The organism is Bariatricus sp. SGI.154, assembly GCF_050313795.1.
Classification (GTDB): Bacteria; Bacillota; Clostridia; order Lachnospirales; family Lachnospiraceae; genus CAMBRQ01.
The window spans coordinates 35,704-58,536 of record NZ_JBNPMC010000021.1; the positions used below are offsets into that span (position 1 = coordinate 35,704).

At 45.2% G+C, this 22,833-nt stretch carries 20 protein-coding genes; 2 read left to right on the plus strand and 18 right to left on the minus strand.

Annotated features, from left to right (window positions below):
- Positions 1–120: 120 nt before the first annotated feature.
- From recJ to ACQRBN_RS10635, 10 genes are all read right to left on the minus strand, one after another.
- On the minus strand, positions 121–1,881 hold the full coding sequence (recJ, locus tag ACQRBN_RS10590) for a single-stranded-DNA-specific exonuclease RecJ (RefSeq protein WP_427738948.1): 1,761 nt from the start codon (positions 1,879–1,881) through the stop codon (positions 121–123).
- A gap of 112 nt (positions 1,882–1,993) precedes the next feature.
- Complete coding sequence (secD, locus tag ACQRBN_RS10595; protein ID WP_427738950.1) at positions 1,994–4,159, minus strand: protein translocase subunit SecD; 2,166 nt, start codon at positions 4,157–4,159, stop codon at positions 1,994–1,996.
- Between the two features lie 40 nt (positions 4,160–4,199).
- Positions 4,200–5,594, minus strand: a complete 1,395-nt coding sequence (scfB, locus tag ACQRBN_RS10600; protein ID WP_427738952.1) for a thioether cross-link-forming SCIFF peptide maturase — start codon at positions 5,592–5,594, stop codon at positions 4,200–4,202.
- A 136-nt stretch (positions 5,595–5,730) separates the two neighbouring features.
- Complete coding sequence (gene scfA, locus ACQRBN_RS10605) at positions 5,731–5,874, minus strand: six-cysteine ranthipeptide SCIFF (RefSeq protein ID WP_427738953.1); 144 nt, start codon at positions 5,872–5,874, stop codon at positions 5,731–5,733.
- 73 nt (positions 5,875–5,947) lie between these two features.
- On the minus strand, positions 5,948–6,322 hold the full coding sequence (locus ACQRBN_RS10610) for a TIGR04086 family membrane protein (protein ID WP_427738954.1): 375 nt from the start codon (positions 6,320–6,322) through the stop codon (positions 5,948–5,950).
- Positions 6,323–6,396: 74 nt separating this feature from the next.
- Positions 6,397–6,945, minus strand: coding sequence for a stage V sporulation protein T (gene spoVT, locus ACQRBN_RS10615; RefSeq protein ID WP_427738955.1), 549 nt, complete (start codon positions 6,943–6,945; stop codon positions 6,397–6,399).
- 78 nt (positions 6,946–7,023) lie between these two features.
- Positions 7,024–7,875: a sensor histidine kinase gene (locus ACQRBN_RS10620; RefSeq protein WP_427738956.1), complete on the minus strand. Its 852-nt coding sequence runs from the start codon at positions 7,873–7,875 to the stop codon at positions 7,024–7,026.
- Positions 7,868–8,599, minus strand: a complete 732-nt coding sequence (locus tag ACQRBN_RS10625; RefSeq protein WP_427738957.1) for a LytR/AlgR family response regulator transcription factor — start codon at positions 8,597–8,599, stop codon at positions 7,868–7,870. The genes ACQRBN_RS10620 and ACQRBN_RS10625 overlap by 8 nt, the downstream gene beginning before the upstream one ends.
- 105 nt (positions 8,600–8,704) lie before the next feature.
- Complete coding sequence (locus tag ACQRBN_RS10630; protein ID WP_427738958.1) at positions 8,705–9,628, minus strand: SPFH domain-containing protein; 924 nt, start codon at positions 9,626–9,628, stop codon at positions 8,705–8,707.
- A 3-nt stretch (positions 9,629–9,631) separates the two neighbouring features.
- Positions 9,632–10,087: an NfeD family protein gene (locus tag ACQRBN_RS10635; protein WP_427738959.1), complete on the minus strand. Its 456-nt coding sequence runs from the start codon at positions 10,085–10,087 to the stop codon at positions 9,632–9,634.
- A 465-nt stretch (positions 10,088–10,552) separates the two neighbouring features.
- Here ACQRBN_RS10635 and ACQRBN_RS10640 point away from each other — a divergent pair, with 465 nt between their 5' ends.
- Entirely contained in the window at positions 10,553–10,999 is a 447-nt protein-coding gene (locus ACQRBN_RS10640; protein ID WP_427738960.1) for a GatB/YqeY domain-containing protein, read from the plus strand.
- Between the two features lie 121 nt (positions 11,000–11,120).
- Here the strand turns inward: ACQRBN_RS10640 and ACQRBN_RS10645 are convergent, their stop codons facing one another.
- From ACQRBN_RS10645 to pth, 3 genes are read right to left on the minus strand one after another with little or no spacing between them, the layout of a single operon-like run.
- Complete coding sequence (locus ACQRBN_RS10645; protein ID WP_427738961.1) at positions 11,121–12,191, minus strand: peptidyl-prolyl cis-trans isomerase; 1,071 nt, start codon at positions 12,189–12,191, stop codon at positions 11,121–11,123.
- A 51-nt stretch (positions 12,192–12,242) separates the two neighbouring features.
- Complete coding sequence (gene mfd / locus ACQRBN_RS10650) at positions 12,243–15,587, minus strand: transcription-repair coupling factor (protein ID WP_427738962.1); 3,345 nt, start codon at positions 15,585–15,587, stop codon at positions 12,243–12,245.
- 3 nt (positions 15,588–15,590) lie between these two features.
- Positions 15,591–16,175, minus strand: a complete 585-nt coding sequence (gene pth / locus ACQRBN_RS10655; protein ID WP_427738970.1) for an aminoacyl-tRNA hydrolase — start codon at positions 16,173–16,175, stop codon at positions 15,591–15,593.
- 250 nt (positions 16,176–16,425) lie between these two features.
- Between pth and ACQRBN_RS10660 the strand changes: the two genes are divergently transcribed.
- The gene (locus ACQRBN_RS10660; RefSeq protein WP_427738963.1) at positions 16,426–16,860 is read left to right on the plus strand and encodes an FMN-binding protein; all 435 of its coding nucleotides are present in this window, start codon (positions 16,426–16,428) and stop codon (positions 16,858–16,860) included.
- Positions 16,861–16,894: 34 nt separating this feature from the next.
- On the opposite strand, the gene ACQRBN_RS10665 is transcribed toward ACQRBN_RS10660, so the two are convergent.
- The 5 genes from ACQRBN_RS10665 to ACQRBN_RS10685 all read right to left on the minus strand — a co-directional run bounded on the left by ACQRBN_RS10665 (position 16,895) and on the right by ACQRBN_RS10685 (position 22,744).
- The gene (locus tag ACQRBN_RS10665) at positions 16,895–17,158 is read right to left on the minus strand and encodes a glyoxalase (RefSeq protein ID WP_427738972.1); all 264 of its coding nucleotides are present in this window, start codon (positions 17,156–17,158) and stop codon (positions 16,895–16,897) included.
- A 49-nt stretch (positions 17,159–17,207) separates the two neighbouring features.
- On the minus strand, positions 17,208–17,855 hold the full coding sequence (locus ACQRBN_RS10670; RefSeq protein ID WP_427738964.1) for an HAD family hydrolase: 648 nt from the start codon (positions 17,853–17,855) through the stop codon (positions 17,208–17,210).
- A 162-nt stretch (positions 17,856–18,017) separates the two neighbouring features.
- Complete coding sequence (gene sigG, locus ACQRBN_RS10675) at positions 18,018–18,794, minus strand: RNA polymerase sporulation sigma factor SigG (protein WP_427738965.1); 777 nt, start codon at positions 18,792–18,794, stop codon at positions 18,018–18,020.
- Positions 18,795–19,152: 358 nt separating this feature from the next.
- The gene (locus ACQRBN_RS10680; RefSeq protein ID WP_427738974.1) at positions 19,153–20,832 is read right to left on the minus strand and encodes an ABC transporter ATP-binding protein; all 1,680 of its coding nucleotides are present in this window, start codon (positions 20,830–20,832) and stop codon (positions 19,153–19,155) included.
- Positions 20,833–20,938: 106 nt separating this feature from the next.
- A complete protein-coding gene (locus tag ACQRBN_RS10685; RefSeq protein WP_427738966.1) occupies positions 20,939–22,744 on the minus strand; it encodes an ABC transporter ATP-binding protein in 1,806 nt (601 codons plus the stop codon).
- Positions 22,745–22,833: the final 89 nt, after the last annotated feature.

Below are 22,833 nucleotides of genomic sequence, written 5' to 3' on the forward strand. Positions count from 1 at the left end.
TATTCCACGCAAACGTGGTAACATTCCGGTGAACTAACTGCTGTGTACTGGCCAGGCGCGAGTAATGACGAGAATTCCGGCAACAGATTTTGCGGTGAGGAGGTAGCTGGTGGTAGGGCTTTAGCGGTAGTGGGTGATGATAATCTGTGGGGTTTTTTGACCAATGTATTCGTTGATGTCGGGGTAGTAGGTGATGGATATGGTCATCTGGGTTCTTCTTCCAATCAGCATGTTTTCTACTTGATGTTTGCCATAGCGTTCTTCCAGCAAGGCGAGGAATTGTTCTGTATTGCTGAAGCATAGGGCTTCAATCTCGGTCTGGGCGGAGTCTCTTACCTGCATTTTTAGGACGTTTTTGTTCTTGCCGAGGAGGCGTCCGGATAGGATCTCGATGTTTTTGGCGGCGAAGATGGGTTTTGTATTGCCTTTGCCGAAGGGTTCGAGGAGGGATAGTTCTTGAACCAGGGCTTCGGTGACGCAGGAGAAGGGCATCTCCATGTCTATGACTACTTTCTCGGACAAGTCTTCTTCCTGGAGAGTGGCGTTCTCATTGAGCAATCTGCGGAGGGGTTCTATGTTTTCTTTTTTCAGGGAGAGTCCTGCTGCCAGTTTGTGACCACCGAACTTTGTAAGGAGGTCTTTGCATTGGCTAAGTCCTTCATACATATGATATGCGTCTATGGAACGTCCGGAGCCTTTTGCTCCGTCTTCTGCATCGGTTAGCACGAATGTTGGTTTGTAATAACGTTCTCTGATTCTTCCTGCTACGATTCCTGCAAGGCTTTCGTGGCACTCAGGAAGATAGATCAGAAGAACATTATCTCCTCCTATGGAAGTAGTCTCTACTTGTTCGACAGCTTGCTTGACGGCGATTTCCGTCATGTCTTTTCGGCTGTCATTCAAGGCTTTCAGATCTCCTGCCAGCATATCTGCCTCTTTTTTATTCTTTGCCCTCAGCAGTTCCAAGGCTCTTTTTGCCGTATCCAGTCTTCCGCTTGCATTCAGGCATGGTCCCAATACAAATCCTATGTGATATGCGCGGATTCTGTCCTTTTCAAGTCCGGTGCATTCGATCAGGGAACGCAAGCCATAGTTGTGGGTTCTTGTCAGCATCTGCAGCCCCTCTTTCACCAGTATACGGTTCTCGTTCTCCAGATCCATGACATCTCCCACCGTGGCAATCGCTGCATTCTCGATCAGATAATCCAGATCTTCTACATCCTTTCCCATAGACTCACAGAGAGCCTCCACTAATTTATAGGCAATTGCCGCTCCGCACAGCCCTTTGAACGGATATTCACATCCAGGCTGCTTTGGATCGATGACCGCGTCTGCCGGGGGAAGACGGTAATGCTTCTCCCCCTCTTCCTCATCATATGGAACTTCATGATGATCCGTTACAATAATGGTCATTCCGAGACTCTTGCCGTAAGCAATCTCCTCCGATGCGGCAATCCCATTATCGCAGGTTACAATCGTATCGACTCCTTCTTGTATGGCTCTTTCAATCAGTTCAATATTCAAGCCATAGCCATCCTTCATACGATCCGGAATATCACTATCCACGTCTGCCCCCAGCCTCTCTAAGCCTTCAAGTAAGATATATGTAGCATTGATTCCATCGATATCATAGTCTCCGATCACCCTTATCTTCTCATGATCTGCAATCTTCTCCCTCAAGATGTCTAATGCCCTATCCATATCTTTCATTAACATCCCATCATACAGATCTGCAATCGTTCCATTCAGATACCGGTCAACTGCTTCATCTCCTACCACATCCCGATTCCTAATCAGACAGGCAAGACGTGGGCTGATTCCAAACTTTTTCCCTATCCGCTCAAAATCTGCGCCTTTCCTTAGTAACGTCCAACGCTCCACTCTTTTTCCTCCTTCGTTCTAATCCTCTTTTTTACATCAATTATGAACCCAACTAGTAAAAAGCAGCCATGTCATATCTCTACAACAATGGCTGCTTTTTCCTTACATCCTATTACTTCTTGCTATTCTTCTGGGCAGCTGGTTTTTTTCCAATCTTCTTCATTACATACCACAGAGCACCTGTAATACATACAGAAGAATATGCTCCGCAGATAACACCTACCATCAATGGTGCTGCAAATTCACGAATGGAACTTACTCCCATAATGTAGAGGATTGCCACCATCACGAATGTTGTAAGCGAAGTATAGATACTTCTGGTAAGTGTCTGAGTAATACTCTTATTTACCACATCGATCAACTCCGTTGTCTTCGTCTGATAGTGAAGTTCCTCACGGATACGGTCGAAGATAACGATTGTTGCATTGATAGAATAACCAACAATGGTCAGCATACATGCGATAAATGTATTACCTACGGATATTCTTGCAATTGCATAGAATCCGATAACTACCAGCACATCATGCAGAAGCGCGAAGATCGCACTTGCAGCAAAACGGATATCCTTGAACCTAAACCAGATGTACAGAAGCATACAGATCGTTGCAATAATTACGGCAACAACTGCATCCTGACGCATCTCATTACTTACAGTAGAACTAATATTCTCAGCAGTAATCTTAGATTCATCTACCTGGAAGTTATCCACCATCGCCTGATTCAATGCTTCACGCTGATCCAGTTCCAGAGTAACCGTCTTAATGATTACCTGATTCGTTCCTGCAACCTTCTGAGTCTGTACGTTGTGATCTCCGGTTACTTCCTCTACAATCGGTACAATCTTCTCATCTATCTCATCAATTGAGTAATCTTCATTAAAGGTTACATTCGTAGATGTACCACCTTCAAACTCAAGACCGTATGCGAATGCTCCATTTCCCTTAGAAGAGTTCACACCCATCACGATCAATCCTGCTGCGATTAACGCAACGGAGATACCGAAGAACACTCTCCTCTTCTCCACAAAACGAATCGGTTCTCTCTCTTTTCTTGGACGATAGTACATCTTCTCACTGCGAAGCCCTACCGCATAGAATGCGAATACGATCAATCTGGTAATCACAAGCGCAGTAAACATAGATACGATGATACCGATCGCCAATGTCTGCGCAAATCCCTTGACCGTACCAGATCCTTTCATCCACAGAACTGCTGCTGCAATCAGAGTCGTTACGTTACCATCCACAATCGCAGACATGGCTTTCTGGAAACCTGTCTTCAGGGAATTCTTCACGCTCTTTCCGCGTGACATCTCTTCACGGACACGAGCGAAGATAATAACATTCGCATCGACCGCCATACCAATACCCAGGATAATACCTGCAATACCTGGTAATGTCAGGGTGATATTAAATGCATTCAGAATCAGTAATACCAACTCCGTATAGATAATCAGTGCCAATCCGGAAGCGAGTCCCGGGAGATAGTATACACAGATCATGAAGATGATGATCAGTGCCAGACCAATCGCTCCGGCTTTCAAACTGGTGCTGATTGCCTGCTCTCCTAACTGAGCGCCAACTACATTAGAACGAAGTTCTTCTAATTCCAGTTTCAATCCACCGATTCGGATCGTCGAAGCCAGGTTATCTGCCTCTTCATAACTAAAGTTACCAGTAATATACGCCTGTCCTCCGGTAATTGCCTGCTTTACCTGAGGGCTGCTGATGGTCTCTCCATCATAGATAATTGCAATCTGCTTGCCGACATTCGCCTCAGTTGCCTCTGCAAACTTCTCTTTTCCCTCTTCCGTCAGATTCAGTTCTACAGAATACTCCTTGTTGCCCATGCTGTCTTCACCCGATCTTGCGGACGCCGTCTCAACATCTGATCCTGTAATAACCGTCTCTCCATCCTGTGTCTGGAACTCCAGGGAACCTGGTTTTCCAAGTTCGTCCAGAATCGCATTCGCATCGGTAACACCAGGAATCTCAATATTAATTCTGTCATTGCCTTCCTGATATACACTTGCTTCTGTACTATACTGCTCTACACGTTTCTGAAGTTTGTAGATGGTATCACTCATCTCTTCATCCGACGGATGATCGTCTTTTACCTGATACGTGATACTGACACCACCTGCAAGGTCCAGACCTAACTTAATATTCTTCATTGCCCCGGTTCCGGTCTTGCCGAATCCAACCAGTACCGTGAATCCTAACAGTGCAATCAATACCACTGTCAACAGGAGGCTCAGTATGCCTTTGTTCTTCTTCATGATATACTTCCTTTCTGCTTTCCTTCGCTTTCGCCTCGTCCTATTCCTCTGCCAAAGCTGCTTTTATCATAATTGCGCACTCTACACGCTTACGCTGCATCTCGCATCCAATATCATAGGTGTCGTGAATCGTACCGTGGAAATTATAAGAATTTGCCATACATCCCCCACTGCAGTAGAATTTGGCAAAACAATCTCTGCACTTGTCCTTCGAATATACGTTACAACTGCGGAAATCATCTGCAATCTCCGGTTTTACGATACCTTCATCTACATTCCCCATCAGGAATTCTTCCTGTCCTACAAACTGATGACACGGATACAAGTCTCCCCAAGGTGTAACTGCCAGATACTCTGTTCCGGAACCACATCCGGACAATCTCTTCGCTACACAAGGTCCACCGTCTAAGTCTATCATAAAATGGAAGAAATTAAAACCTTTTCCTTCTTTTTCGCGCTCAATCATAATCTTCGCAAGTTTATCGTATTCTTCTTTGATCGCCGGAATGTCCTCTTCACGGATTGCATACGGATCGCTCTCGTCTCCAACCACCGGCTCAATCGACATCTGCTTGAAGCCAAGATCTGCAAAGTGCAGAATATCCTGAGAAAAGTCCAGATTATTCCTTGTAAATGTTCCACGAATGTAGTATCTCTCCTGATTCCTGCTGTCTGCAAGTTTCTGGAACTTCGGAACAATCAGGTCGTAACTGCCTTTTCCATTCCTGAATGGACGCATCAGGTCATTAATCTCTTTTCTTCCATCCAGACTTAGGACTACATTATCCATCTCTTTATTCACGAATTCCTGCACTTCATCGTTCAGCAGAACTCCATTCGTTGTCACGGTAAAACGGAAATGCTTGTTATGAATCTTCTCCTGCTCTCTTCCGTAAGCCACAAGATCCTTCACAACCTGCCAGTTCATCAGCGGTTCCCCGCCGAAGAAATCCACTTCCAGGTTGTGGCGGTTGCCTGAATGAGCGATCAGGAAATCCAGTGCTTTCTTTCCCACTTCATAACTCATCAACGCGCGTCTGCCATGATATTCTCCCTCTTCTGCAAAACAATACTTACAGGCAAGGTTACAGTCATGTGCAATATGAAGACAGAGGGCTTTAACTACCGTTTTTCTCTTCTTCACTTCTTCGATCATGCATTCATATGTATCTTTTACAAATAACTGTCCTGCTTCTGTCAGTTCGATCACATCTGACAGAGCATCCTTAATCTCATCTTCCTTATACCTCTGCTCAAATCCCTTCCTGAGATCCACAAGCACAGACGGCTCCTTCAAAGTATCTGCCGTATGTTCCTCTTCCCTCTCATTCAGGCATGCAATCACGTCATAGCATACATCGTCTACCACATGGACAGCACCGCTGTAAACATCCATGACGATATTATATCCATTATTCTTGTACTGATGAACCAAGGCTATGTACCCCTTTCATTTTCTTATGAGAACTCTCACTTACTATGAGACTTTACACTTTTCAACAAACAATCTTATACAACAAGAAACAGCGACCCTTAAGACCGCTGTCCCGAGTATTCCATATAATTCTAAACTATTTCTTCTGTTCGCAAGTCTGATTTCCTACTGTACAGGAAGTCTTACATGCTGACTGGCAAGATGTCTGGCACTCGCCGCATCCACTCTTCTTCATGTTGTTATTCATGGTCTGTGTATTTAATGTCTTTACATGTTTCATGTTCATGCTCCTCCTTACCTTTGGTTAACTTCTGTTATTATAGCATTTCATGGCTATTTTCGCAATAACTTTATCACGATAACATGCCGCCAGCCATTCCGCCGCCTGCACACAGGATAAACGTGGTCACCAGATTGGTTCCATCTCCATTCAGCGTATGGTATACACCCAGCGTAATCAACAAAAGCAAGGCAAAATATCCAATTCCAAGACCTAACCCCCATAAGAATCTCTTTACTTTGGCAAATTTGCCGATGATAATCCCACCAATCAGAGTTGCCATAATGTAGATTGCTACAATTGCCGCCGACACTGCTTTCTCATTCAATTCCAGTTTATACAGCGCCATTGCCATTAACAGCAGCAGAATTCCTGTCACAACATAAGAAGCCAGAAGTGATTTTAATACCCACATAACCTTGGAATCTTTTCGAACCTGTCTCTCCATCTCCCATCCCTCCTTGTCTATCACAAGGTATGACGGGAAGTCCCGAATTATTCCTTGATTTCTCCAATCTGCCTCTATTGCTCCATCTGGCTGCCTAAGAATCCTGCCGCACATACTGCCATCTTCTGTTCCAGTTCTGTCAGTTTCTTCTTGGCATCTTTCGACAGAAGGATAACTCCTCCGATGACATCTCCTTCACAGATGATCGGGCTGATGACCTCATATTCGTATTCTTCCTCCTGACTGTCTGATACAGCGATATACTTCTTCTCCCCTGCCGCTGCCACCAACTGGGTTCTATCGCCTAACTGTTTCTCTAACTGCCGGCTGATGTATTTATCCTGGAGATCCTTCTTTCCCGCGCCAGCTGCCGCTATGATCTGATCCATGTCGCACACGCAGACCAGGCATCCAAGCGTCTGGGAAAGACTCTCGGCATACTGCCTGGCGAATGTAGACAACTCTCCGATTGGCGAATATTTCTTAAGGATAATCTCTCCTTCCCGGTCAGTGAATATCTCTAGCGGATCACCTTCCCGAATTCTTAAAGTCCTTCTAATCTCTTTTGGTATGACCACTCTCCCAAGATCATCTATACGACGTACAATTCCTGTTGCTTTCATATAAAAAAATCCTCCATTTACTATACTTTCCATCACTGGAAATAGTATCTGTAAAAAGGAGAATTTTATACCTGCTTCTTATACGATCACTTTCATGCAGATGTACTCTCTGTCATTCGCACTCTCTGTACTCACGATAATGTCTCCATGATAGCGCTCAATCAGCATCTTCGCATTATACAGCCCCAGACCATGCCTTCCATCCTCGCTTTTGGTAGAATATCCCTTTTCAAAGAAACGGTTAATATTCCGAAGTTTCATATCTTCCACCTGATTCTTGATCATAAATACCAATCTGTCATCTTCTGAATCCAGTTCCATGATAACCTGGGAACGCTCTTTTGTACACGCCTCATAAGCGTTATCCACCAATGTACCGACAATCTCAATCAGATGATGCTCCGATATCCCCGATATAATCTCCAGACTCTTAACTTCTACTTCTGTTTTAACATACGAAGGAGCACGTACAATCTTACTGTAGAGGAAGCCTGCCAGAACCTTATCACTAATCCTAAGGAGAGGAAGATACTGCCGGCTATCGTCATCTTTAATGACTTCTGTAATGTATGCAGATTGGCGTTCTACCAGTTCCTCATAGTTATCCACCGTCAGATACATATTCAGAATCGCATTCATATGATTATCGAACTCATGCTGCTTCGCACGTATTTCTTTTACCAGTTCCTCAAGCGGCTGGATATAATGCTGATACAATTTCAACTCGGACTCTTTTTGCTGCATCAAAATATAACTTTTACGCCAGTCTGCAATTCCCCATACAATTACGACTACCATCAGAAGAAACATAAGAAAAATCCGGTAATCGAATGTCCCGCTTACCAGGAAATCCACCACCAGATACACAGACACCAGAAGCGCAATCACGCAAAAGATCCTGTATAAAAACTTTCTTACCCAATTAACCACCAATCAGCCTCCCAATCTCAGACTTATAGGTCACTCCTATTTCTACAATATCCTTGCAGTCTTTTAATTTCACGATCCGATTCACCGTATCATAGTATTCCACTTCCCGCCGGTTCACAGCGAACATGCGATGGCATTGAAGAAACATTCCATCCGGAACCTTCATCAGAATCTGTTTCAACGTTACATAGGGAACATTCCAATCTTCTTTCTTCATGTGAATCCGGATTCCACGGGGAATCGCTTCTATATAGCGGATGTCTTCACACTTCACCTGATAATTCACTCCGTCTTTCTTAACGACAACGGACGGAGATTCTTTCTTCTTATCCTGTCTCTCTTTTTCCAGTACTTTCCGAACCACTTCTTTCACCTGCTCCGGCCAAAAAGGCTTCATGATATACTGGTAACAGTGTAATTCCCTGTATGCCTGCATCTCCATTGCGCCTACGGAAGTTACCATGACAATCGGCGTAAATGTATAACGGAACTGTTCCCGTATCTCTCTTGCGAAGATAATCCCGCCGATATCCTCCCGGTTCTCTCCCCCCAGATTCACATCCAGGAGGAAGATACCATACTGTATATCCGCATCCAGCAAGTCTTTCGCTTCCCTGTAAGAGGAGGCAGTATGCACACAGATATCTTCTGAATATTCCATAAGAATCTTCTCCAGGGCTTCCATAGAATTCCTGTCATCTTCCAGAATCAATATATGCGTCATTACTCTGCCTCCTCTTTCTAATCCATCCGCAGCCGCCTGCAATCATGCAGTATTCCCGCAGCATTCTTGCGGCAGCGTACGAATTCCGTCCTTACCTTTCTCAACCTACTCTTCAACAATCTCCTTCGCACTCTTAACCAGACCTGCAAGCCCCTGAATCTCAGATGGAATAATGATCTTCGTTGCCTTGCCGTCTGCTGCTTTCTCGAATGCTTCCAGACTCTTAATCGTAAGAACAGCCTCATCTGCCCCCGCTTCTTTCAGGAAACGGATACCATCTGCATTCGCCTGCTGTACCTTCATAATCGCCTCAGCCTCACCTTCTGCCTCACGGATCATGGCTTCCTTCTTAGCCTCAGCACGTAAGATCGCTGCCTGCTTCTCGGCTTCTGCATCCAAAATCGCAGATTCTTTCTGGCCTTCTGCAACAAGGATGGTAGACTTCTTCTCTCCTTCTGCACGAAGAATTGCTTCACGACGTTCACGTTCTGCCTTCATCTGCTTCTCCATCGCATCCTGGATCGCTGCCGGAGGGATGATGTTCTTAAGTTCTACACGGTTCACCTTGATTCCCCAGGGATCTGTTGCTACATCAAGCGATGATCTCATCTTTGTATTGATCGTCTCTCTGGAAGTGAGTGTCTCATCCAGTTCCAGGTCACCGATAATATTACGAAGCGTTGTCGCAGTCAGGTTCTCAATTGCCATAATCGGGTTCGCCACACCATAGCAGAACATCTTCGGGTCTGTAATCTGATAGAACACAACCGTATCAATTCTCATCGTAACGTTATCTTTCGTGATAACCGGCTGCGGCGCAAAATCCACTACCTGCTCTTTTAAGTCAACGCTTCTTGCAACACGGTCAATAATCGGCACCTTAAAATGCAGCCCGGTACTCCATGTCGCCTGATACGCTCCCAGACGCTCCACAACCATTGCTTTTGCCTGCGGCACAATCTTAATACAGGAAATCAATAGCAACAATACAATCACAACCACAATTACCATTACAATAAATCCTACCATACTCTATTCCTCCTCATACTTTCTTACAATCAGTTTTACTCCTGATATGTTCACTACTTTCGCCAGCATGTCCGGTTCCAGAATCTCATCATCAGATTCCGCTCTCACGGTCCACTCCTGACCGCTCACAACTGCCATCCCCGTCTGTCTGATATTATCCACTCTCTCCGCAATGCGGATCGTCTTGCCGATGATCCCTTCGTAATTCGTCTTCACCCGATCGGTATTGATGAACTTCACTGCAAACGGTCTTGTAAAAATCAGAAGCACGAAGGTTACGATGAGAAATGCTGCCACCTGTCCTGCAAGCGGAATACCCAGGATATTGAGGATCAGCGCCACCAGAGCACCGCCTGCCGCCCAGATACTGGTCAGCCCTACCGTAATGATCTCAATGATCAGAAGTAATATCAGAAGTACCAGCCAGGCAATCGTAATATAACTATCTTGTATTACCATATGCTTCACTTCCTTTCTTTGTTGTATCTATCGTACCAGAGATTGATCCTGACGACAATAGATGTTGCGCGAATGAAGTGATTTCCGTTTTGAATCAGTCTAATGCCCCTATTCTTTATATTCCCAATTCTTTGTGAAAATATTTCAGTGTTGAGAACTGATATCTTCTCCTGAACTCAGCAGAATGCAGCCGCTTTTTTCCTTTTCTTATGTAACAGTTCAGCCCGCGCCATTCGCAAAACGCATCTGCGATGCTTCTCCGCTGCTACGCAGCTCTTTTTGCTCATAAAATGGCGCTCTGCTCATAAGCCGGATTGTGTGTTCATTCATGCAAGCATGATTCGCCCACAATCCGGCTTATGGCTGAACTGTTACTTTCTTATTCTTCATCCGTTCATTTTCCACTGGATATTTTACACATACTTCTGTATAATAATGGGAAGACAAGACTAGGAGGGATTAATCATGAGTAAAATTGAAGAAGTTCGCGGCGATATGGTCAAAGCCATGAAAGCCGGAGACAAGGAAACCAAGGAAACACTGTCCATGCTGCTGGCTGCTCTTAAGAATAAAGCAATTGACAAACGCGCGGATCTGACGGAAGAAGAAGAAACACAGGTCATCATGAAAGAGATTAAGCAGACCAAAGAGACTCTGGAGATGACTCCTGCAGACCGCACTGAGATTATCGAAGAATGCAACAAGCGTCTGGCTGTATTAGAGCAATATGCTCCTAAGATGATGGATGAGACAGAGATCAGAGAGGTAATCACTGCTACCTTGGCAGAAGTCGGTATTGAAGCACCAACTGCCAAAGATAAGGGTAAGATCATGAAAGTCCTGATGCCGAAGGTAAAAGGCAAGGCTGATGGCAAGTTAGTGAATGAGATTCTGACATCTTTGATGAGTTAATCTCTGAAACGACTCTTCAAGATTCGTCATTCTTGAATAGAATCTGACATAATAAAGGCATAACAAATGGTCCGGTTAATATAACACCGGACCATTTACTATCTTTTTCATTTCTCCAATCTTATTCACTCTCCGAACCAGAATCCGCCACATCATCCGTCTGGACGGTATCTGCATACGGCTCTGAATCATCCTGTCTGATCGTAACTGACATATCGCTAAAGTCAATCTTCTTCCATACACTCTCATGTACCTTAATCTCTGCCTTATCAAGCCACTCATCACAGGTATCTGTATAGAGCTGCTGCTCTCTCTCACTGATAATCGTCTGCTTCTTCGAATCGGTCGCCTCACGATCCAGAAGACTTGTCACCTTCGCAACATAGCATCCTGTATCCGTCTCAATCACGTCTGTCACGCCGCCCTCTTCCAATGCATCGGCTGCTTTGATCAGATCCTCGGATGGAGAAGTGCTCTCTGCATCAAACGTTGCTGTCTTCGCCTCTGCACCCTGTTCTGTCGCATAAGCGCTGAAGTCCTCAGCTGCTTTGGCGCCTTCCGCGAATGCTGTCGCCTGATTCTTAACCTCTGCCTTCTCTTCATCTGTCAGATCCACAGACTCTCCGTTCTCATCCGTTGATGTATATGAGAACAATACATACTGCATACTCTTCTGTGCTGCTTCCTCATCGGAAACCTCCGTATCCACACCCGCCTGAATCGCATCCTTCATCTTCTGCTGAATTGCCATCAGTGTCATGATACGCTTAACCGTCTCTTTCGAACCGGATACCAGCTCCTTGTCATCCAGAGCATTCGCCTCATCGAATTCTTTCACAGACTTGTCAATGACTTCCTTCTCTTCATCGGACAATGATACTTCATACTCATCCATATGCTCTTCCAGAAGAACCATCGTCTCCAGTTCCTTCAACACGGAATCCTTCACAGACTCTTCATAAGTCTTGCCTTCAGATGCCTCTGAATTCCACATATCATCTCCCAGATAAGCAGAATAATAGGTCTCATACTGTGCCTGTACATATCTTGCGTAGAAATTTGCCACACCTGCCGTAATCTCCTTATCATTAACAGTGACTGCCACATCATCCTCTTTCAGCGAACCACAACCGGTAAGAGAAGTCACTGCCATCATCCCAGCCATCGCGAGTACCAATATCTTCCTTTTCATCTTCTTATATACCCTCCTTAGTACCGTTAACCACTATATTATATACTTTTTTTACCGGTCAATCAATCCCTTCAAACCAATTAACACATTTTTCACAACTGCCAGGGCATCCACTCCCTTTTCCTTCTTATTCCTTATCTTCTTCTCATAGATAAAACATGGATTCTCTGAGTCTGCCTTGATGACCAGTTCTCCTTTGAATGATTCTAGGAGCTGTGGTATCTTCGTAGTCTGTATCTTCGCCTTTTCATACATAGTAAATGTATACACTTCGCCTTTCTGCTCTACTGATGTCACATAGACATTGTGCGCAAGTGCTTTCAGACTTGCGACTTCTAAGAGTTTCTCCACCTTCTTTGGAATATCTCCGAACCGATCAATCAGTTCTTCTACCATATCATCTTTCTCTTCTTCATCCTCAATCGCAGCAATCCGTTTATAGATATCCAGTTTCTGATACTCATTCGGGATATAGGAATCCGGAATATAAGCATCTACATTCAGATCCATGGTCGTAGCATAAGTCTCTTCTTCCATCTCGCCCTTCAGATGCTTGACCGCCTCATTAAGCATCTTGCAATACATATCATAGCCGACGGCTTCCATATGTCCGTGCTGCTCCGCTCCCAGAAGGTTCCCTGCTCCCCGGATCTCAAGATCCCGCATGGCAATCTTGAAGCCAGAGCCAAGATCTGTGAACTCCCGAATGGCGGACAGCCTCTTCTCCGCTACTTCTTTTAACATCTTATCTCTACGATATAGGAGGAATGCATATGCCATTCGATTCGAGCGTCCCACTCTTCCGCGAAGCTGGTACAGTTGGGAGAGTCCCAGGCGGTCAGAATCGTGAATGATCATCGTATTTACATTAGAGATATCCAGTCCGGTCTCAATGATAGTCGTGGATACCAGAACATCAATCTCTCCATTGATGAAATCATACATGATCTTCTCTAACTGGTGTTCCTTCATCTGCCCATGGGCGAATTCCACCGTAACATCCGGCACCAGTTTCTGGATATGGGCAGTCACCTCAGCAATATCCTCTACCCTGTTATAGACATAATATACCTGTCCCTGTCTGCTGCATTCTCTCTCAATGGCCTCACGTACCATCTCATCATTATATTCCATCACATAGGTCTGGATCGGCATACGGTCATTCGGCGCTTCTTCCAGGACACTCATATCGCGTATTCCAATCAGACTCATATGAAGTGTTCTTGGAATCGGTGTGGCCGTCAGTGTCAATACGTCGACATTCTCTTTTAACTGCTTAATCTTCTCTTTGTGCTGTACGCCAAAACGCTGTTCCTCATCGATGATCAGAAGTCCAAGGTCTTTGAATTTCAGATCATTTCCCAATACTCTGTGGGTACCGATTATAATATCCACAAGACCTCGCTTCGTATCCTCTATGGTCTTCTTCTGCTGGGCAGGCGTCCGGAATCTGCACATCAGGTCTACCCGAACAGGGAAATCCTTCATCCGCTGCAGGAATGTATTATAGTGCTGCTGCGCCAATATGGTCGTCGGCACCAGATATACCACCTGCTTATTCTCCTGCACCGCTTTAAACGCGGCACGAATCGCAATCTCCGTCTTGCCGTATCCTACATCTCCACAGATCAGGCGATCCATAATCTTGTGGCTCTGCATATCTCGTTTCACCGCTTCAATGGCAAGCAGCTGATCCTCCGTCTCTTCGAATGGGAACATCTCTTCGAACTCCTTCTGCCAGACGGTATCCTCGCCATATACATAGCCCTCCTGTTCCTGTCTGGCTGCATAGAGTTTTACCAGATCTTTGGCAATCTCCCGAACCGCTCCTCTTACCCTAGTCTTCGTCTTATTCCATTCCTGAGTGCCAAGGCGGTTCAGTTTCGGTTTCTTTGCATCCGCACTTGCATATTTCTGAATCAAATCTAACTGCGTTGCAGGAATATAGAGATTCCCGCCCTGTGCATAGGAGATCTTCATATAATCTTTGGCTACCTTATCTACCTCAATCTTCTCGATTCCCTGATAGATTCCAAGCCCGTGATTTTCATGGACTACATAATCTCCCGGCTTTAACTCTGCGAAGTTCTGAATCTTTCGTCCTTCATAGGTTTTTCTCTTTTTCTTCTTTTTTGCCTTACCAAAGATATCCGTCTCTGAGATGACTGTGAACTTAAGCAAGGGATATTCGTATCCTTCTGCCACATGCCCATATGCGGTCATAATCTCTCCCGGCATCACTTCCCGATCCATATCATCGCTGTAGTAACTGCTTAGATTATAGTCCCGCAGATCCTCTGCCAATCTCTTTGCTCTGGTTCTGGAACCGGACAATAAGATTACACGGTATCCATTCCTTTTTAAACGCTTCAGATCCTGGGTCAGTGCATCAAAACTACTGTTATATGGATTCACGCTCTTGGTCTGCAAACTATAAGAATCCCGCGACAAAAGCCCCTTACATCGCATATCTAGCGCAAAAAAACCAATGCTTCGATAAGCATTGATCTTATCCAACACTTCTTCCGTCTGATACAACCGCACTTCTCCATCCGTCATCTCATATCCGCTCTCAACACGCTTTTTCTGCGCTTCCATGAATTCTTCTTCCACGCCCTGTCCCTTTTCAATCAGCCGGACAGGCTCATTCAGGAATAGGATGGTATCCTCCACAGGAAGGTAATCCAGGAATGAGACTCCTCGCTCTCCCTCCTGTGGGAATTCAGCTGCGGGACAGATTGATACCTCCGTCAGATTCTCTATGGATCTCTGGGTCTCCACATCAAAGGTGCGGATCGAATCCACCTCGTCGCCCCAAAGTTCTATACGTACCGGAAGTTCTTCCGTCAATGGATAGACATCCAGAATTCCTCCCCGGACTGCGAATTGTCCCGGCGCTTCAATCTGCACCTCCCGGTCGTAGCCTAACGAGGTCAAACGCCTCTGCATGTCTTCCAGATTCAAGATACTGTCACTTTCAATATGAATGATTCTTTCTCCAATCACTTCTTTTGGAAGAAGCGAATCCATGAAAGCATCAAAACTGGTCACCACTGTAATTGGACCTCCCGCAACAATTGCCTGAAGTACTTCCATCCGCTGTCTTACCAGTTCCTTGCTTCGAAGATCCGCCTGATAAAACAGAAGGTCTTTTGCCGGATACAGATAGGTCTCCGAATCCAGAAAACGATATTCTTCATAGACCTGTTTGGCTTTCGATTCACTGGAACAAGCGATGACTTTATAATAACAGTCATCGCTCAGTGCATACATCATATGGGATTTCTGGGAATTGACACAGCCGCAGACTCGTATCATTCCCGGCTCTTTCATCCGTTTCTTATAAATCTCCTCAAATTCTGCCAATTCATTCAATGGCCTGGTTAGGGCTTGCATATCTTATGCCTCCTTAGGCTTTACTTTTCTGTTATACTCGTTCATAGCCGCCTCCAGTTCGCCTTTCAGAATCATTTCGATGGCTTTCACTGCCTTTTGGTAGCCTTCCTCCATAATCTCCCGGTCTGCTTTGGAAAAATGTCCAAGAACATAGTCAGCCAGGTCATATTTCTTCGGCTTCTCGCCAACTCCTACCTTAATCCTCGGAAACACTTGCGTTCCAAGATTAGCAATAATACTCTTGATTCCATTATGACCGCCGGCGCTTCCTTTCTTGCGGATGCGAAGCTGTCCCACATCCAGGCTTACATCATCATAAATGACCAGGAGTTCCTGCTCTTCATCAATCTTATAATAATCCACCAGTCCCCGGATGCTCTCCCCACTTAGATTCATATACGTCTGGGGCTTTACAAGAATCACTTTCTGTCCTTCGATGATTCCTTTTCCAATGAACGCACGGCTCTTTCTGCCATCCACAGATATATTATATTTGTCTGCAAGAGCATCTATGACATCGAATCCCACGTTATGCCGGGTTCCCTCGTACTGTGACGTTGGATTTCCCAATCCTGCAATGATATACATTCTCTTCACCTCAGTTTTATTTTCCCAAATTTTCTAAACCACATGCCTCTGCCGGCTCCTGTCAGCTTACAGCATGCATATCGCTGGAAATCGTAGTTTTTTATTATACAAGAAGTGGGGGATTTTGGCAAGACAGGTAAGCATCAATCTTGTGTCGATAGGGGTACTGAAGAATTTTTCTGCATATTTTTCCCTCTTTTATCATACATTATAGAAAACAACTATATTATGTACAATACAGGAGGTCTCTATGAGTTCCAAAACAAAAATCGTCGTATTGCATATGAAGGAGATTATCTACACAGTAGTTTTCGCCGCACTGGCTATCATACTGATACTGTTGCTGGTATTCATGTTCCTTCCCAAGAATAAAGAAGCCAAAAATAATGAAGAAAAATATATGCCGGGAGTCTATACCTCCACGGTCACACTAAATAATACAGCCCTTGAAGTGGAAGTTACCGTGGACGAATCCCACATCAACTCCATCCGCTTCTCGAACCTGGATGAAACGGTAGCAACCATGTATCCGCTGATTCAGCCAACCATTGAAGAAATTGCAGAACAGGTGTATGATAACCAGTCTCTGGAGAATATCCAATATTCCGAAGAAAATCCGTATACTTCACAGATTATTGTAAATGCAATCGACGAAGCATTGAAAAAAGCCGAAACTACCGAGTAGTTGCGGCTTTTTCTTCACTGTTCCAATCCACATATTATCCTTCAACGATCAGATATCTTCCGCCCGGAATGGAAAATACTTCTGACGCTTCTTCGATCTCTTCCATGGACATTCCTTCTACATCCAGCCCTTCGCTCTCAAGGAAATCCCTCACTTCCTCAATGCTGTCCACTACAACTGCCATACAGTCCTCCAGGAATGCTTCTGCCTCCTCCAATGACTCTGCCACCGGCTCGTCAAACAATTGTGCCTGATTCTTCAAAAATGTCTGCAGGCATTCTTCATCGTACTCATACATCATTCCAATCCTCCCTTAACCATTTTTGTCTTTGATTGCTCCAATCAATCTACACAAACTGCAATAACTCTTCCGGGCTGCCAATGATCACATCGGCTCCTGCAGCTGCTAACGTCTCCTGATCTCTGAATCCCCATGCTACGCTGATGGTCTTAACCCCGGCATTATGCCCCGTCTGGATATCCACCTCCGAGTCCCCCACATACAGGCACTCTTCCTTCGACACCTGCATCTGTTCCATCAGATAGTATACCCCTGCCGGTTCCGGCTTTCTTGCGATGTCTTCCCGCTGTCCCTGTGCATAGTCGAATACGTCTTCGCCAAAAATCTCCCGAACTACTTTCACCGTCTGCCGGTGCGGCTTATTCGACAACACCGCCAGTTTGATTCCTCTCTCCTTCAGTGCCTGGAGCATCTGGGTAATTCCTTCATAGGGTGTTACATGATATGTACAATTCTCATCAAATATACGTCCATATATCTCCATTCCTTCATCCAGCCTCTTAAGATTCTCCTCCCCGGATGCCCGAAGCGAACACTCCATCAGGACTCTGGCTCCGTTTCCTACAAACCTTCTGCATTCATCCTCCGTAATCTCCGGGAGATTCATCTCTCTTAAAGTCGCCTTTACCGAATATGTTAAAGATTCCAGTGTGTTGGTTAATGTTCCATCTAAATCAAAGATACATGCCTTCATAATAATGTCCTCCATGTCATAATCATAGTATGAGTGTACCAAAAATGCAATATGGGGACGGGGGTTTTTTCAATTTCCCCCGTCCCCGATTCGATTTGTGGTGTCCCTTTTTCAATTTACCCTGTCCCAAATTAAAATAGCCCTGCCCCTTTTTATTCTTCCTTATGTGAGATACTGCCGCATTACCCGAAGTGCATTCTTCTCCAGGCGGCTGACCTGCGCCTGAGAGATCTGTATCTCATCTGCCACTTCCATCTGTGTCTTTCCCTCAAAAAACCGCAGTTTAATGATATATCGTTCCCGCTCTCCTAAGTGCTCCATCGCTGCCTCCAGCGACAGATCTTCTATCCACTTCTCTTCTTTATTCTTGGTATCGCTTAACTGATCCATGACATAGAGTGCATCTCCGCCATCATTATAGACCGGTTCCTGAAGGCTCATAGGCGCCTGAATCGCGTCCAATGCGAATACGATATCTTCTTTTGATATTCCGATCTCCTCTGCAATCTCCTGAACGGTCGGCTCTCTTAGATTCCGCTTGACATAGTTCTCTTTTGCGTAGATTGCTTTATAAGCGGTATCTCTCAGGGAACGGCTTACACGGATCGAATTGTTATCTCTCATGTATCTGCGAATCTCCCCGATAATCATAGGAACCGCATAGGTAGAAAACTTCACATCTAACTCTGTGTTAAAATTATTGATTGCCTTGATCAGCCCGATGCACCCGATCTGAAACAAATCGTCAGGATTTTCATTGCTATTGGAAAAGCGTTTAATAACGCTTAATACTAATCTTAGATTTCCTTTGATGTATTCTTCTTTCGCATCCTCATCTCCGGCTTTAATTCGGACGAATAGTGCTTCTTTTTCCGCTTCCTTCAGGATTGGCAGTTTCGCCGTATTTACACCGCAGATCTCAACTTTACCCTGTGCCATAATCAGAACCCTCCTAGATGAATCAAGTAAATTTTGCTCTAGTAAAATGATTCTCATTATGGTGTTTTGATATTCGTTTGGGTGGGAAATTTTATAAAGTTTTAGCCCTTGACAAATTGTGGGGCGAGTGGGTTAATGAGCTTGCCTGACGGCTTCGCGTGATTTGACTCAATAGGCTCGCCTGACGGCTTCGCGTGATTGTATGATCGACATGGGGACAGTATGAGGCGTGCGGTCGATATGAAGCGGGGCTTCATATCGACCACGGGCTTCGCCCTATAAAAAATCAGAGGCAAGGATGGTCTTATGTGCGAGCACAACGTCCATCCTTGCCTCTGATTTTTTGCACGTCTCATGCCTAGCGTGAGAATTGTGCCATATAAAGTTTCTCGTAGAAGCCTTTTCTCTCTAACAACTCCTGATGCGTCCCTTGTTCTACGATATTTCCATCCCGCATAACGAGTATCACATCTGCTTCTTTAATCGTTGACAGACGATGTGCTACAATGAATGAAGTTCTTCCTTCCATCATCTTCGCAAATGCATTCTGTATCTTGAGTTCTGTTCTGGTATCGATAGAGGAGGTTGCTTCGTCCAATATCAGCATCGGTGGCAAGCATAGCATTACTCTTGCAATACAGAGCAACTGCTTCTGTCCCTGGGATAACATGCCGCCATCCTCGCCAAGTATTGTATCATAGCCATCCGGCATACGCATGATAAAACTATGGCAATGTGCTTCTTTTGCTGCACGAATAATCTCATTCTCCGTCGCATCTGGTTTTCCATAGGCGATATTCTCCCGCACCGTACATGACTTAAGCCAGGTCTCCTGCAACACCATTCCGAAATTCGCCCTCAGGCTTTCTCTGGTAATTTCCCTATTATCTGTACCATCCACCTTAATGGAGCCTTCATCCACTTCATAGAACCGCATCAACAGATTAATCAGCGTAGACTTGCCACATCCAGTCGGTCCGACGATCGCCACTCTCTGTCCCGGTTTCACATGAAGATTCAGATCCTGAATCAATTCCGTATCCAGCGTATAACTGAAGTCCACTCGCTCCATATCCACATAGCCTTCTGCCTGACGAAGCACTCTCGCATCATCACTATCTTCTTTCATCGCAGGCTCATCCATCAACTCAAAGACTCTGGATGCTGATGCAATCGAATTCTGTAATTCTGTTACCACACCGGAGATCTCATTAAACGGCTTCGTATACTGGTTCGCATAATTCAGGAAACTGGTCAGCTGTCCAACCGTAATATATCCTCTCACCGCCATCAAAGCCCCGATGAATCCCACCGCCGCATACACGATAGAATTCACAAATCTGGTAGACGGATTGACAATGGATGAGAAGAAAGTTGCCCGCATGGAATACCCGACTAACTTATGATTAATCTCTTCGAATTCCTTCTGCGCCTCTTCCTCATGTGCAAATGCCTTCACAACTTTCAGATTCCCCAGCATTTCATCCGTAAGCGCCGTCATCGCCCCTCTCGTCTCGGATTGGAATTTGAACATGGTAAAAGTTCTCTTAGCGATGAATTTGGCTACAAAGAAGGATAACGGCGTCACCGCAACTACCACAAGCGTAATCCAAAGATTAATGCTCAACATGAACAAAAGTGTCCCTGCAATCGTCGTCACTCCGGTAAATAACTGGGTGAAGCCCATCAGCAGACCTTCGGAAAACTGATCCGTATCCGTGATAATCCGGCTTACAATGTCTCCCGTAGGATGTGTATCCACATAACTGACCGGTAATTTCTGAATATGGTTAAATGCTTTCGTACGGATATCTTCCACTACATGATAAGTCACCTGATTGTTAATATGATTCTTAATCCATTGAGCCGCCGCTGTAATCAGCGTGATTACTACAATCTTCTTCAATATCTCCAACAGGGCATGCAGATTCACATCCCCTGGTCCTACAATCTGATCTACCGCTTCACCAATCAGAATCGGCACATACAGCGTCAGCGCAACTGCTACCGCCGCCAATAGGATGGATGCAGCTACCATCAATTTATACCGCGAAATATATTTGAGAATCCTACGAAGCGTCGCTTTATTCCTGCTCTCTTTCTCACGTTTACTCACAGGATCATTTTTCTTCGTATTACGATTCTTAGCAGCCATGGCCCATCACCTCCTCTTTGGATAACTGTGACAGGCAGATCTCCCTGTATACCTCACAGGTTTCCAATAACTGCTCATGGGTTCCGACTCCTGCCACTTCTCCATCATCCAGAACCACTATCTTATCGGCATTCTTTACCGTAGTCGCCCTCTGGGATACCAGGAATACTGTCATATTCTCCGTATTCTCCCGAATCGCCCTGCGAAGAGCCGCATCCGTAGCAAAATCCAAAGCGGACGCCGAATCATCCAGAATCAGTATCTCTGGCTGTCTTACCAGGGCTCTTGCAATCGTCAGACGCTGCCGCTGTCCTCCACTTAGATTCCTTCCGTTCTGCTCAATCGAAAGTTCTAAGCCCTCCTGTTTCTTCTCTACGAATTCTGCTGCCTGGGCGATCCGTAGCGCCTGATAAATCTGGTCATCCGTCGCATCTTTCTTACCCCACTGCATATTCTCACGCAAAGTACCTTTGAAAAGCACTGCCTTCTGCGGCACAACACCGATACATTTCCGCAGTTCACTCAGATCCAGTTTGGGAAGCGGAATTCCCTTAAAACGAATCTCACCTTTTGTCACATCATAGAACCGCGCGATCAGATTTACTAACGTAGACTTGCCACTGCCTGTACCGCCAATGACACCTACCGTCTCACCTGAATTTACTGTAAAATCCACATTCATGAGACTGGCTTCCTTACTGCCTGCATAAGTGAATTCCACATGATCGAATACCAGCAGAGGCTCTGTCGCCGTACTGCCACAGGCACCGCCCTTAGTATCCTTGTCGTCTTCGCTATCCATGCCCTTTGCACGTTCCGGCACTGCAACCGCTTCCTCGCAGTTCCTTACATCCGGCTCTATCTCGAACACCGCACTCACCCTGGACATACATGCAAATGCTTTCGTCATCAAGATAATCAGATCCGCCAGTTTAATCAATTCCACCAGGATCTGTAACATATAGTTTACCAGCGCCACTACTTGTCCCTGACTTAGGTCCCCAACATCTACTCTTGTTCCTCCTACATAAAGCAACGCTACCACTGCCAGATTCACCACAATATACGTCAGTGGATTCAAAAGCGCAGAGATCTTGCCCACGAAGATCTGGAGAGACACCAGCAGGTCATTCTCTTTCTTAAAATCTTCTTTCTCATTTTTCTGCCGGTTGAACGCTCTTACAACTCTGGCCCCCAGCATATTCTCCCTAGTGATCAGCATTACCTTATCAAGCTGCTTCTGCACCTTCTTATACAATGGCATCGAATACAGCATAATAGAAAATACAATCAGGGAAAGTACCGGAATCGTCACCACGAAGATCAGTGCTGCCTTTCCATCCACCGTAAATGCCATAACCATCGCACCAAATACGATAAAAGGCGACCGCATAAAAAGCCGCAGGAACATATTGATTCCCGTCTGCACCTGATTGATATCTGAAGTCATCCGGGTAATCAGCGTAGAAGTCCCCACTGTATCAATATCCGCATACTCAAGGCTCATGATCTTCCGAAACAAGTCACTTCTCATGCTCGTTCCCGCATGAATCGCCACCTTTGCCGCAAAATACTGTGCCGTAATCGAACAGGCAAGCCCAATCAGCGCCAACAATACCAGCATCCCCGCCATCCGCAGGATGTATGCATTGTCCCCCTGTCTGATTCCCTGGTCAATCATGCTGGCAACAACCAGCGGCACGAATAATTCAAAACAGGCTTCCAGGCACTTGAACAAGGGGGCGATCACCGCCTTGAACTTATAGTCCTTTAAATAATACAACAACCTTTTCATTTGTCTTCTCCTTGTTACATCAAAGTCATACGAGAATAGTTTACCATTCATTTCCTGATATGGAAAGGGGATTTTCGTTACTTTTTCAA